Annotated in this window: 9 protein-coding genes; 7 read left to right on the top strand and 2 right to left on the bottom strand. The window is 69.6% G+C overall.

Going from position 1 to position 13,363, the window contains the following annotated elements; genetic code table 11:
- Positions 1-84 precede the first annotated feature (84 nt).
- The 7 genes from ABD323_RS18685 to ABD323_RS18655 all read left to right on the top strand — a co-directional run bounded on the left by ABD323_RS18685 (position 85) and on the right by ABD323_RS18655 (position 10,573).
- A complete protein-coding gene (locus tag ABD323_RS18685; RefSeq protein WP_344442830.1) occupies positions 85-2,004 on the top strand; it encodes an ABC transporter ATP-binding protein in 1,920 nt (639 codons plus the stop codon).
- A 69-nt stretch (positions 2,005-2,073) separates the two neighbouring features.
- A complete protein-coding gene (locus ABD323_RS18680) occupies positions 2,074-4,332 on the top strand; it encodes a non-ribosomal peptide synthetase (protein ID WP_425556057.1) in 2,259 nt (752 codons plus the stop codon).
- The gene (locus ABD323_RS18675) at positions 4,329-5,288 is read left to right on the top strand and encodes a TauD/TfdA family dioxygenase (RefSeq protein ID WP_344442829.1); all 960 of its coding nucleotides are present in this window, start codon (positions 4,329-4,331) and stop codon (positions 5,286-5,288) included. Before ABD323_RS18680 ends, ABD323_RS18675 begins: the two co-directional genes overlap by 4 nt.
- A gap of 42 nt (positions 5,289-5,330) precedes the next feature.
- Positions 5,331-6,368, top strand: a complete 1,038-nt coding sequence (sbnB, locus tag ABD323_RS18670) for a 2,3-diaminopropionate biosynthesis protein SbnB (protein WP_344442828.1) — start codon at positions 5,331-5,333, stop codon at positions 6,366-6,368.
- 44 nt (positions 6,369-6,412) lie between these two features.
- On the top strand, positions 6,413-7,384 hold the full coding sequence (gene sbnA, locus ABD323_RS18665; RefSeq protein WP_344442852.1) for a 2,3-diaminopropionate biosynthesis protein SbnA: 972 nt from the start codon (positions 6,413-6,415) through the stop codon (positions 7,382-7,384).
- 169 nt (positions 7,385-7,553) lie between these two features.
- Entirely contained in the window at positions 7,554-8,261 is a 708-nt protein-coding gene (locus ABD323_RS18660; RefSeq protein WP_344442827.1) for an ABC transporter ATP-binding protein, read from the top strand.
- Entirely contained in the window at positions 8,258-10,573 is a 2,316-nt protein-coding gene (locus ABD323_RS18655; RefSeq protein WP_344442826.1) for an ABC transporter permease, read from the top strand. The genes ABD323_RS18660 and ABD323_RS18655 overlap by 4 nt, the downstream gene beginning before the upstream one ends.
- Positions 10,574-10,734: 161 nt before the next feature.
- Here ABD323_RS18655 and ABD323_RS18650 read toward each other — a convergent pair whose 3' ends face one another.
- On the bottom strand, positions 10,735-11,733 hold the full coding sequence (locus ABD323_RS18650; RefSeq protein ID WP_344442825.1) for a TauD/TfdA family dioxygenase: 999 nt from the start codon (positions 11,731-11,733) through the stop codon (positions 10,735-10,737).
- 199 nt (positions 11,734-11,932) lie between these two features.
- Positions 11,933-13,363: thioesterase domain-containing protein (locus tag ABD323_RS18645; RefSeq protein WP_344442824.1), on the bottom strand; the 1,431-nt coding region annotated here is incomplete at its 5' end.

Genomic DNA, 13,363 nt, shown 5'->3' with positions numbered 1-13,363 from the left:
CTCGGTCCCCACACCGAGTCCGGGACGGCCGGTTTCTGCTGACGCACCGTCACCCCGACCCATGAGCGAGAGGTACCCGCACGAATGAACGGCAGGCAGGGCCGCATCGGACTTCGGCTGGACGACTCCGCGGTCACCCGACAGAAGGTCAAGACCGGCACGGTACGCCGGATCCTCCCGTTCACCCTACGCTACCGGTGGTCACTCGCCCTGCTGCTGCTGACCACGGCCCTGGACGCCGTCATCGCGGCGTCCAGCCCGCTGATCCTGAAGGTGATCATCGACCAGGGCATCATGCCCAAGAAGCTCTCCGTCGTGGTCACGCTGTCCTTGACCATCGCGGGTCTGGCCCTGGTGGACGCCGTCGCCATCTACGCGCAGACCTGGTTCTCCGCCCGGATCGGCGAAGGGCTCGTCTACGACCTGCGCACCAAGGTGTTCGCGCACATCCAGCGGCAGCCGCTGGCCTTCTTCACCCGGGCTCAGACCGGGTCGCTGGTCAGCCGGCTCAACACCGACATCGTCGGTGCCCGACAGGCCGTCACCACGCTGCTGTCCCAGGCTGTCTCCACGCTGCTGAAGCTGGTGCTGGTGCTCAGTTCGATGTTCTACCTCTCCTGGCAGATCAGCATCGCCGCGCTGGTGATGCTCCCGTTCTTCCTGTTCCCCGCCAAGATGATCGGTCAACGGGTGCAGCGGCTGTCCCGGCAGGGCATGCAGTTGGATGCCGAGATGGGGTCGCTGATGAACGAGCGGTTCAACGTCTCCGGCGCCATGCTCTCCAAGCTCTACGGCCAGCCCGATCAGGAGAACTCGCTGTTCGCCTCGATGGCCGGCAAGGTCCGCGACATCGCGGTCGTGGGCGTGGTCTGGAGCCGGCTGCTCTTCGTCGTCGTGACGGTGCTGACCGCGCTCACCACCGCGCTGGTCTACGGCATCGGCGGTACCCTCGCCGTCCACGGCGCCATCGGCCTGGGCACCCTGGTCGCCATGGTCACGCTGCTGCTGCAGCTCTACGGCCCGGTCAACACGCTCTCCGGCATGCAGGTCAGCGTGATGACCGCACTGGTCAGCTTCGACCGGGTCTTCGAGGTCCTCGACCTCCAGCCCCTGATCGCCGAGCGGCCCGACGCCGAGTCGCTGCCCGCCGCCGGCCAGGCCCTCGCACCGGAGATCGCGTTCGACTCCGTCTTCTTCCGCTATCCCAGCGCCGACGAGGTCTCCCTGGCTTCCCTGGAGAACATTGCGCTGCGCCGGCCCGAGCGCCTCGACGACTCGTGGACGCTGGACGGGATGAGCTTCGTCGCACCGGCCGGCAAGCTGACCGCGCTGGTCGGCCCGTCGGGCGCCGGAAAGACCACCATCACCCAGCTGGTGCCCCGGCTGTACGACGCCACTCAGGGCGCCGTGCGGATCGGTGGCCGCGACATCCGGGACCTGACCCTGCAGTCGCTGCGCGACACCGTGGGCGTGGTTACCCAGGAAGCCCACCTGTTCCACGACACGCTGCGGGCCAACCTGCTCTTCGCCCGCCCGGACGCCACTGAGGACGACCTGGTCCAGGCCTGCACCGCGGCCCGCATCTGGGACACCGTCGTCGCGCTGTCCGACGGTCTGGACACCGTGGTCGGCGACCGCGGCTACCGGCTCTCCGGCGGCGAGAAGCAGCGCATCGCGCTGGCCCGCCTGCTGCTGAAGTCCCCGCCGATCGTCGTGCTCGACGAGGCCACCGCGCACCTGGACTCCGAGTCCGAGGCAGCCATCCAGCGCGCCCTGAAGAGCGCCCTGGCCGGCCGGACCTCACTGGTCATCGCCCACCGGCTGTCCACCATCCGTGAGGCCGACCAGATCCTGGTGGTGGAGGCCGGCCGGATCCGCGAGCGCGGTACCCACGAGGAACTGCTGGAGGCCGGCGGCCTCTATGCCGAGCTGTACCGCACCCAGTTCGCGCAGCAGTCGAGCGATGAGCTCCAGCCCGAGGCCTCCGCGGCCGGTACCGCCTGAACCTGCGAGCCGTCCTCGCCTCGCACCGACGTTCCCGATCCGACGTTCCTCCAGCGTTAGGGCACCCTCATGACAGACACCGCGAACCGCTCTGGCAGGGGCACGGCGGTGACGGAGTACCTGCCCGTGGTACCGAACGAACTCACGGGCACGATCCGGCAGCTGGCCGACCGGTACGGCGTCGCCGTCGAGACGATCCACCTGGCCGCCCGCCTCAAGGTGGCGGCGACCCTCACCGGCTCCCCGGATCTCGGGTCGAGCGACGAGGGTTGGGGCGATCTGATCGCCAGAACGGCCGTCGAACCGGGACGGAGCGAGGCGGAAGCGGCCTGGCAGGGCGTCGCAGCCCAGGAGTACGTGAGCCCGCCCCGGGTCGCCGGGTACCTGCTGACGGCCCTGCGCCGGCTGACCGATGACCCGCAGGCGCCGCACACCCTGCACAGCCTGCTCTCACCGGCCGAACTCCGTAGCCAGCTGGAGGAGTTCGCCGGTCCGACCCGCCCGTTGCCCGACCGCCGGTTCCACGAGCTGTTCCAGGAGCGGGTGCGCCGCCACCCCGAGCGGATCGCCGCCGTTCAGGGCGAACGCAGCTGGAGCTATCAGGAGTTGAACAACCAGGCGAATCGGATCGCCTGGTCGCTGCACCGGCGGGGACTGCGCGCCGAGGACGTGGTCGCCGTGGTGACCGAGCGGACGCTGGAGTGGCTGGCCGCGGTCCTGGCGGTCTTCAAGGCGGGCGGATGCTACCTGCCGCTCGAACCGCACTTCCCGGCCGACCGGATCGCCACGGTGCTGGGCCGCAGCGAGAGTCGCCGGGTGCTGGCCGCGCGCGGCGTCCCGCACCTGGCCGAGGCACTGGCCGGCTTCGAGCACGTCGAACTGTCCTTCCTCGACGAGCTGTTGGCGGACGACTCCGACCAGGACGGGCTCGACCGGGAGACCGGCGACCTCGACCTTGCGGTCGCCGCCGATCAGCTGGCCTACATCTACTTCACCTCGGGCTCCACCGGCGAGCCCAAGGGTGCGATGTGCGAGCACGCCGGATTCCTCAACCACCTGCTGGCCAAGATCGAGGACCTCGGGATCGAGGAGGGTCAGACCGTCGCCCAGACGGCGCCGCAGTGCTTCGACATCTCGCTCTGGCAGCTGGTCTCGGCACTGCTGGTGGGCGGTCGCACCCACCTCGTGGAGCAGGAGACCGTCCTCGACGTGCACCGGTTCATCGAGACGGTGGACGAGGGCGGCATCGAGGTGGTCCAACTGGTGCCCTCCTACCTGGAGGTGGTGCTCTCCGCGCTGGAGGAGCGGCCCCACCGGCTGCCCCGGCTGCGCTGCGTCTCGGTGACCGGCGAGGCCCTCAAGAAGGAGCTGGCGCAGCGCTGGTTCGCCGCCTTCCCCGGGGTTCGCCTGGTCAACGCGTACGGCCTCACCGAGACGTCGGACGACACGAACCACGAGGTGATGGACCGGGTGCCGGAGCACCGTTCGGTGCCGATCGGCCGGCCGGTCCGCAACGTCCGGGTCTACGTGGTGGACGAGCGGCTCAACCCGGTGCCACTCGGCGCGCCCGGGGAGATCGTCTTCTCCGGCGTCTGCGTCGGCCGCGGTTACATCAACGACCCGGTGCGCACCAAGGCCGCGTTCGGGCTCGATCCGCACCGGCCGGGCGAACGCCTCTACCGTTCGGGCGACTTCGGCCGATGGCTGCCCTCCGGCACGCTGGAGTACCTGGGCCGGCGCGACTCGCAGGTCAAGGTCAACGGCTTCCGGATCGAGATCGGGGAGATCGAGAACCGACTGCTCCAGGTGCCGGGCGTGCGCGACGGCGCCGTGGTGGTCGCCGGAAGCGGCCAAGCGCCGCAACTGGTGGGCTACTTCAGCGGATCGACCGCCCCCTCCCCGGCGCTGGTCAGGGATTCCCTGACCGAGCGGCTGCCCGCCTACATGGTCCCACAACGCCTTTACCACGTCGCGGAGTTGCCGCTCACCGCGAACGGCAAGACGGACCGGAAGGCGTTGTCGCGACTGGCGGCCGAGACCGAAACAGCCACCGACGCGGACGAGTTCCAGGCCCCTGCCACCGCCTCCGAGCGCAGGGTGGCCGCGCTCTGGTCCGAGCTGCTCAAGGTCCCGATGGAGCGGATCGGTCGCGGCTCCCGGTTCGTCGAACTCGGCGGGACCTCGATGACCGCGATCCGGTTGGCGATCGCGCTGGACCGGGTGGTGACGGTCAAGGACCTCGCGAGCACCCCCACGGTCGCCGACGTGGCGGCACTGCTGGAGCGCACCGCTGTACACCCCGACTCCCCCGAGAGGAAGATCCCGTGACCTCCACGACGATGCCCGGCAACCTTCGGATCGTAGCGGCGACCCCCGGCCCCGGCGGGGCAGCCCGCTGGGCGGCCGAGCAGCGCGAGCAGGTGCGCGCGCTGCTCGTCGAGCACGGGGTGGTGCTGGTGCGCGGCCTGGGGGTCCGCTCCGCGGCCCAGGTGGCCGAGGTCGCGGCGGCTCTGGGTGTCGAGCGCATGACCGAGCGCGAGCGGTTCGCTCCCCGCAGCTCCTACGCCGAGGCCGTGTACTCCTCCACCGAGTGGCCGGCCGACGAGCCGATGTGCATGCACCACGAGGTGAGCCATGCCGCCGAGGTCCCCAGCACCCTGGTCTTCGGCTGCCTGACCGCCCCGGCCGTCGGGGGGAACACCTCGGTGGCCGACTCGCAGGACGTCCTGCAGTCACTGCCGGCTGAGCTGGTGGACCGGTTCGCCCGCGAGGGCTGGCTCCTCACCCGGATGTACCACGAGGTCGGCGTCGCCTGGAGCGAGGCGTTCGGCACGAAGGACCCCGCCGAGGTCGACGCCTACTGCGCGGCCGCCGCTCTGCAGCACGAGTGGCTGCCCGGCGACCAGTTGCGCACCCGGCAGCGGCGCGCCGCCGTGATCCGCCATCCGCACACCGGCGCCCCGGTCTGGTTCAACCAGGTGGCCTTCCTCAACGAACGGACCATGGACCCGGCGATCCGCGACTACCTGGTCGACGTGTACGGCCCCGACGGCCTGCCCTTCAACACCGCGTACGGCGAGGGTGGCGCGATCTCCGACGAGACCGTCCAGACGATCAACGAGGCCTATCTCAAGGCCGCGTTCGGACAGCCGTGGCAGAACGGCGACGTCCTGCTGGTCGACAACCTGCGGATGGCGCACAGCCGCGATCCGTACGAGGGCAAGCGGGAGATCGTCGTCATCCACGGCGATCCGGTCCGCATCACGGGCCACGTCCTGCCCTGACCGGATCAGACTGACCGTCAATCATCGACAATGGAGCATCAGATGTCCGACAACGCCGCAGTTCCCTCGTTCGCCGTGGTCTCCGGCGGCCAGGTCCACCGGGTCCTCGAGAACCGGCACCGGGAGCTGGTCGACCTCGTCGAGGCCGCGTACCGCACGCACGGCGCCGGTGACACGGTCAACCCGCCCTCGTACTTCCTGCGCTTCCCCGACCGTCCCACCTCCCGGATCATCGCACTGCCCGCCTCGATCGGCGGTGAGGTCCAGGTGGACGGGATCAAGTGGATCTCCAGCTTCCCGCAGAACGTGCCGGCCGGCATCCCCCGGGCCTCGGCCGTGCTGATCCTCAACGACCACGCCACCGGCTACCCGCTGGCGTGCCTGGAGAGCTCGATCATCAGCGCCACCCGCACCGCGGCCTCCGCGGCGCTGGCCGCCGACAAGCTCACCGAGGCCGGGCGCCGCCCGCGGCGGATCGGGTTCTTCGGTGTCGGCCTGATCGCCCGCTACATCAACGAGTACCTGACAGGCACCGGCTGGTCCTTCGACGAGGCCGGGGTCTTCGACCTGTCCGCCGAGCACGCCGGCGGCTTCGCCGACTACCTCAAGCGCTCCGGCGACGGCGCCACCCAGGTCACCATCGCGCAGAGCGCCGAGGAGCTGATCCGGAACAGCGACCTGATCGTCTTCGCCACCACCGCCGGCGCCCCGCACGTGACCGATCCGGGCTGGTTCTCGCACAACCCCGTGGTGCTCCACGTCTCGCTGCGCGACCTGTCTCCCGAGGTGGTGCTGGGCGCCACCAACATCGTCGACGACGTGGAGCACTGCCTGAAGGCGGACACCTCGCTGCACCTGGCCGAACAGCGCACCGGCAACCGCGAGTTCGTGGACGGGACGCTCAACGACGTGCTCACCGGCGCGCTGCGCCCGGCCACCGACCGCCCGGTGATCTTCTCCCCCTTCGGGCTCGGGGTGCTCGACCTCGCGGTCGGCAAGCACGTCTACGACTCCCTGCTCGCGGCCGGGGAGCTGGTGGTGGTCGAGGACTTCTTCCACGAGCTGCGCCGGTACGGCTGAGCGGCGGCGGCTCCTTCCAACCGAGTACTGAACCGGGAGGCATGATGCCGATCATTTCGGCGCCCCACGAATTCAACACGGACAACCTGTACGTCGATCTGGCGCCCTCATTCGAAATCCCTCTGTACCTGAAGTGCGAGGGATTCAACTTCTCCGGTTCGATCAAACAGAAGGCCGCCCTCGAGATGGTCGAGATGGCGGAGAAGTGCGGGCTTCTCGGCTTCGACTCGGTGCTGGTGGAGTCCTCCTCCGGCAACCTCGGCGTCGCGCTCAGCATGATCGCGGCGAGCAAGGGCTACCGCTTCGTCTGCGTCACCGACTCCCGGTGCAACCCGGCCACCCGCCAGATCATGGAGGCGCTGGGCACCGAGGTCCAGGTGGTCACCGAGCCCGACCCCGAAACCGGGTTCCTGGGCGCCCGGCTGGACCGCGTGCGGCGGCTGACCGCCGGCGACGAACGCTACGTCTGGCTCAACCAGTACACCAACGCCAACAACTGGCTGGCCCACCACCGGCTGACCGCGCCCGAAATCGCCGAGCAGTTTCCCGAGCTCGACCTGCTCTTCGTGGGGGCCGGGACCACCGGCACGCTGATGGGCTGCGCGCGCTGGCTCAAGGAACACCGCCCCGAGGTGCGGATCGTCGCCGTGGACAGCGTGGGTTCGGTCGTCTTCGGCGGCCGGCCGGAGCGCCGGATGATCCCCGGCCTCGGTTCCGGGGTGCGTCCACCGCTGCTGGACGAGTCCGTGGTGGACGACGTGGTCCTGGTGCCGGAGGCCGAGACGATCCGGGCCTGCCACCGGTTGGCCGGCCGCGGGTTCCTGTTCGGTGGATCCACCGGCACGGTCGTGGCCGGCGCCGCGCGCTGGTTCGCCGACCACGGCGCCAGCCGCGACCGGGCGATCGCGGTCGCCATCGCGCCGGATCTGGGCGAGCGCTACGTGGACACCGTCTACCGGCCGGACTGGGTGCGCGAGCACTACGGGTCGGTGGAAGCGGAAGCCGGCGCCGTCTGATCCGGCCGTTCGAGTGCCGCACATGTGAATTTTGCGCATCCCGTCATATCCGGGCTGCGTGCATCTCGCGGCACCGCCTCGGACGGCGTACATCTCTCGGATGACACCCGCGAAAAGGTACTTCCGGAGACGGATGCCCCAGCGGCACCCGCACTTCTAGATTACTTGCATGACCTCTGTAGACAGTTCCGGACAGGTGATCGTACGCCTTGACGGCGTGCACAAGACGTACGGCGACTCGGCGGCCCTGAACGGCGTCTCGCTCGAGATTCTGGCGGGCGAAGCCGTCGCGGTGATGGGGCCTTCGGGCTGCGGCAAGTCCACTCTCCTCAACATGATCGGGGGGCTGGACCGACCGACGTCCGGGACGATCACCGTCCACGGCGAGGACCTGGGACAGCTGAACGAGACGGGGCTGGCGCTCTTCCGCCGTCGGCGGATCGGGATGATCTTCCAGTTCTTCAACCTGATCGACGACCTGCCCGCCCTGGACAACGTCGCGCTCGCCGCGCAGCTCACCGGCAGCAAGGCCTCGCAGGCCCGCAAGCGCGCCCTGGAGCTGCTCGACGAGCTCGGCGTTGCCGAGCAGCGCAACAGCTATCCCGGCACGCTCAGCGGCGGTCAGCGCCAGCGGGTTGCGGTGGCGCGCGCCCTGATGAACCGTCCGGCGCTGCTGCTGGCCGACGAGCCGACCGGCGCCCTGGACAGCAAGTCCGGCGAGCAGGTGATGGACCTGCTGATCGACCTCAACCAGATGGGCCAGACCCTGCTGATGGTCACGCACGACCCGCGTCTGGCGGAGCGGTGCGCCAGTCGGTTGATCGAGTTCGCCGACGGCAAGGTGGCGCGCGAGAGCACGATGGGGCGGATCGCATGAGCGCCGTGTGGCGGGCCTCACGGGCAGCCGTGAAGCGCCGAAAGCTGCAGACGACCATCATCGGCGTCGTCGTCCTGCTCTCCACTGCGACGATCGTGGTCGCACTCGCCCTGATGGCGGCCGCCGCGGCCCCCTTCGACGACGCGTTCGCCCAGCAGAACGGCGCCCACCTCGTAGCCACCTTCGACAGCTCCAAGGTGTCGGACGCGCAACTGGCGCAGACGGCGCACAGCCAGGGAGTGAAGGCCGCCGCCGGCCCGTTCCCCGAGGCCATCGTCAACGTCCCCGACGGGACTCGGGGCATCGCGGCCGGACCGTTGACAGTGGTGGGCCGAACCGATGCGGCCACTCCGGTGGACCAGGTGAACCTGTGGGCCGGCCGCTGGCCCGCAGCGCCCGGCGAGATCGCCCTGAACCGCAGCCCGTCCGGTTCCGGCAGCAGTTCGTCCTTCCCCGACTTCTCGATCGCGCTGCCTGACGGATCGAAACTCCAGGTCGTCGGCTTCGCCTCCAGCGTGAGCCAGTCGGGCGACGGATGGGTGACACCGGACCAGCTCACGGCCCTGCATCCGAAGGCCAGCCAGATGCTGTACCGCTTCGCTGCCTCCGGGACGGACGATGACATCCGCACGGACGTGGCGACGGTCGCCAACGACCTGCCACAGGGTGCACTGACCGGCTCCCAGTCCTACCTCACCCTGAAGAAGGACGTCGCCAGCCGGACCAACGCCTACGTCCCGTTCCTGATGACGTTCGGCATCCTCGGCCTGGTGGTCGCCCTCCTGATCGTCGCCAATGTGGTCAGCGGCGCCGTCGTCTCGGGCTTCAAGCACATCGGAGTCCTGAAGGCACTGGGCTTCACACCGAATCAGGTGGCTGCGGCCTACGTCCTGATGATCTCCGTTCCCGCGATCGTCGGCTGCGTGATCGGTGTCTTCCTCGGCAACCTCCTGGCCCAACCGCTGTTGATCGGTGCGTTCCAGGGGCTCGGGGTCCAGGACGTGAGTGTCGCCTACTGGGTGGATGCCGTGTCGCTGCTGGGCATGCCCGCGGTGGTCGCCCTTGCCGCACTCGGCCCCGCCTTGCGGGCCCACGGCCTCTCCGCGGCCCAGGCGATCAGCGCGGGCAGTGCCCCGCGGGCTGGGCGCGCGCTGGGTATCCAGCGCTGGCTCGGCGCCTCTCAGCTGCCGCGCTCCATCAGCCTCGGGCTGGGGTTGCCCTTCACCCGCCCGGCACGCACCGCACTGACCATGGCGGCCATCATCCTCGGCGTCACCACCGTGACCCTTGCCAGCGGCCTGACGCACACGATGACCGCCTATGGGAATGCCGAGGAACTCAACGGCACCTACCAGGTCGATGTGAACGTCGGCGGCCACCGTGCCGATCAGCCCGCACCGACGATGAGCGATGCCCAGGCGGAGTCGATGATGCGCTCCCTGGGCGCGGTCCACGTCACCGCCAGCGCGTGGCAGAACATCACCTTCGCCGGTACCACGCAGAGTCTCAACGGGCTGTTCCTTCGCGGGGACTCCGAAAGCCTGAACTACACGATGGTCAAGGGGCACTGGCTGGACGGGCCGGGGCAGATCGTCGTCTCGGGAGGCTTCCTGAGGCAGCGTGGCATGGCCGTCGGCGACAAGGTCACCCTGGATGTGGGAGACAAGCAGGTCCCGGTGACCGTCGTCGGCCAGCTGATGGCCTACGACCCCGACGGTGTGCTCTCCAACTGGGACACCCTGATGGAACTCACACCGGCCCAGCGGGCCAGTAGCTACATGGTCGGGCTCGCCCCGGGCGCTGACGCCGACGCCTTCGTTACCGCGTTCAAGAATCAGGCCGGTCCCGGCCTCTACCCCCAGAAGCACTCTGACGAGCTGAACCAGGGGACTCTGACCATCGTCAGTTTCGCGTCGCTCTTCACGCTGATGCTGGCCACGGTTGCCGCACTCGGTGTCTTCAACACCGTGGTGCTCAACACCCGCGAGCGCCGACGTGACCTGGGCATGCTCAAGTCCATCGGCATGACACCGCGACAGGTGACCGCGATGATGGTGACCTCGATGGCGGTTCTGGGCGCAGTCAGCAGCTTGATCGGACTGCCACTCGGGGTCCTGGTGAACAGCCTCGTGGTGCCGGCGATGGGCCGCGCGGCGGGGATCGACTTCACGGACGCCATGCTGAACGGCTGGCACGCGTGGCTGATCATCCTGCTGGCCTTCGCGGGCGTGGCGATCGCCGTCATCGGTGCGCTGATCCCGGCGAGGTCCGCAGCCCGGCTCACCATCGCGCAGGTTCTGCACAGCGAGTGACGCGGCCGCCCGAGCGGGGTTTCCGCCGAACGGCACGGCAGGGCACGGCACGGGCCCGATCGACCACGGGGTTCACTGAACCGGTGATCGATCGGGCCCGTTGTGCTGCACGCGACAGCGACCGGTGGACCTGGCCACTGCCACCGTCCGAACCCCTCCGCCTACACGAGGGTGTCGGAGTTCTGAACGGCCGAGAAGGGCTCGGCCATGGCCACGGCGATCCTGCGCGGGCCGGTGAACGGCTCGCGGGCGTGCGCCGCGAGCATGTTGTCGATCAGCAGCACGTCGTCGAGCTGCCAGTCGAAGCGCCGCTGTTCGGCGCGGTAGCAGTCACGCAGGTGGGCGACGAGCTCGTCCGGGATGACCTTCCCGTCACCGTAGTAGGTGTTGGTCGGCAGGTCCTCGTCGGGGCACATCTCGCGCAGCGCACCGCACACGTCCTCGCCGAGCGTGGTCACGTGGAAGAAGGCGGTGTGGTTGAACCAGACCGGCTCGCCGGTGACCGGGTGGCGGTGCACGGCCTTGCGGCGCGCGCGGGTCCGCAGGCCGCCGGCGGTCCATTCGGCCTCGACCCCGTTGCGCGCGCAGTACGCCACGACCTCCGAGGGGTCATCGGTGTTGAACGCCTGTTGCCAGGGCACCCCGAAACCTTCGGTGAAGTTGCGCACCACCATCCAGCCCCGAGCGGCGAACTCCTCGCGCACGGCGGGGTCGATCCCGGCCAGGACCCGGCGGGTGTCGGCCAGCGGGGTGGCACCGAGCGTGTCCGGCGCCTGCACGCAGTGGAAGAACAGTGTGAGCGGCCAATCCGCCTGGTAGGAGTTCTCGTTGTGGAGGAAGATCTCCTCCGCGGGCGGATAGTCGGTCGAGGTGTACACCTTCCCCTTGATGGTGCTGCGCGGCGAGGAGCGCTCGGCGTAGGTCAGCGGTTCGCCGGACACCGCGCGCACCACATCCTCGAACCCGTCCACGCCGCCGATGTCGAACCCTCGCAGCAGGACGGCGCCGTTGTCGCGCAGACGCTCGCGGATCAGCGGACGGGTGCCCGGCAGGTACTCGGCAACGGGTACGCCCGGTGCGGGGGCCGACAGGACGAAGGGGAACGCGCCGTCCGCGGCGGAGTCCGCGTGCGCGGGCGAGTCGGAAGGGTTCATAGTCATGCGCCTGATGCTAGCCGTCACCACCCGCACGTGGCGGGTGTGAACAACTGCGGCATTCTCAGCAACTACCTTTTGTGGAAGATGCGTTGGCGGCGCCGAGCACACACGTGGTCCTGGCCGCCGGGAGCCGGGACGGCCATGCGGATCGCCCGCCGGCAGCGCCGGCGCGGGCGGGCGATCGATCACGAGAAGCGAGGGATCATCCCTCCAACCCCAGCCACGCCGAGACGGCGGCCCACACCTGGGTCAGGGTGTCCGGCTTGGCCAGGTCGAAGTGCCGGCACCGCAGCTCTGCCTGAGCGATGTCCGCCGACACGTACGGCGTCCAACGGTCCACCATGGCCTCGTTCTCCGGCTTGCCCTCGGTGGCGACGACGAGCAGCGTCGGCCCGTCGAAGCTGCCGTAGTCGTGACCACGGGCGAGGTCACCGTTGTTGTGGAAGACCCGCACGATCCGCATGACCTCCTCGTCGGTCAGCTCCCCGAGCGTCTCGCCCACCTCGTTGCGGACCAGGTCCATCAGGTAGGCCACCCGGTCGGCGCTCGGCTCGGCCCTGTCCGCGGGCCTGACGGCTTCCGCTCCGAAGGTCGGATCCTCCTCCTGCGGCTCGACCGCCGTCCCGCGCACAGGCGGGTACCCGTCCAACAGCACCAGGGCGCCGACCTCCTCCCCCGCTTCCCGCAGTTGCACGGCCATCTCGTGCACGACGTTCGCGCCGGAGGACATGCCCATCAGGTGGTAGGGCCCGCTCCTCTGCACGGTGCGGAGCTGCTCGATGTAGTCCGCCGCCTGTTCGCGGAGGTCGCGGGCCAACTCGGTGGTGCCGTCCAGGCCGCGAGCCTGCAGTCCGTACAGCGGGATGTCCTGCGGAACGCACCGTGCCAGCGGCATGTACGCCCAGCTCAACCCGCCCGCGGGGTGGACGCAGAAGAAGGGCGGCTTGGTCCCGTCGGCCCGGATCGGCAGCAGCACTCCCATCGCGTCGTCGAGCGACGACAGGCTCATCCCCTTCAGCAGTCCACGGACGGTGGGGGCCGCGAGCACGTTGCGCACCGAGATCGACACGCCTCGCGCCTCCAGGCGTGCCACCAGCGTGACCGCGAGCAGCGAGTGCCCGCCGAGGGCGAAGAAGTCGTCGTCGACCCCCACGCTCTCCAGGCCGAGCACCTCCGCGAACGCCCCGCACATCGTGCTCTCGATCATGGTCGCGGTGCCGAAGTCGTCCTGGCCACGGCTCGCGGACGCGCCGGCGTCGGGGACGGGCAGGGCCTTGCGGTCGACCTTGCCGTTGACCGTCAGCGGCAGGGCGTCGAGCACCACGACCGCCGAGGGCACCATGTACTCCGACAGCCGCCCCGACAGGAACGCCCGGACTGCGATGGTCAGTTCAACCCGGTCCGCCTCGCTGTCCTCGGGGACCAGGTAGGCGACCAGGCGCTTGTCGCCGGGCACGTCCTCACGCACGACGACGGCCGCCTGTGCGACCTGCGGGTGCGCGGCCACCACCGCCTGCACCTCACCCGGCTCGATCCGGAACCCACGGATCTTCGCCTGGTCGTCCGCACGACCCGCGAACGCCAGCTGCCCCTGCGCCGTCCACTTCACCCGGTCACCGGTCTGGTACATCCG

The organism is Kitasatospora nipponensis (genome assembly GCF_039528135.1).
Lineage (GTDB): Bacteria > Actinomycetota > Actinomycetes > Streptomycetales > Streptomycetaceae > Kitasatospora > Kitasatospora nipponensis.
Note: the sequence above shows the minus strand (reverse complement) of the source record. Positions and strands in the feature narration are given on the sequence as shown.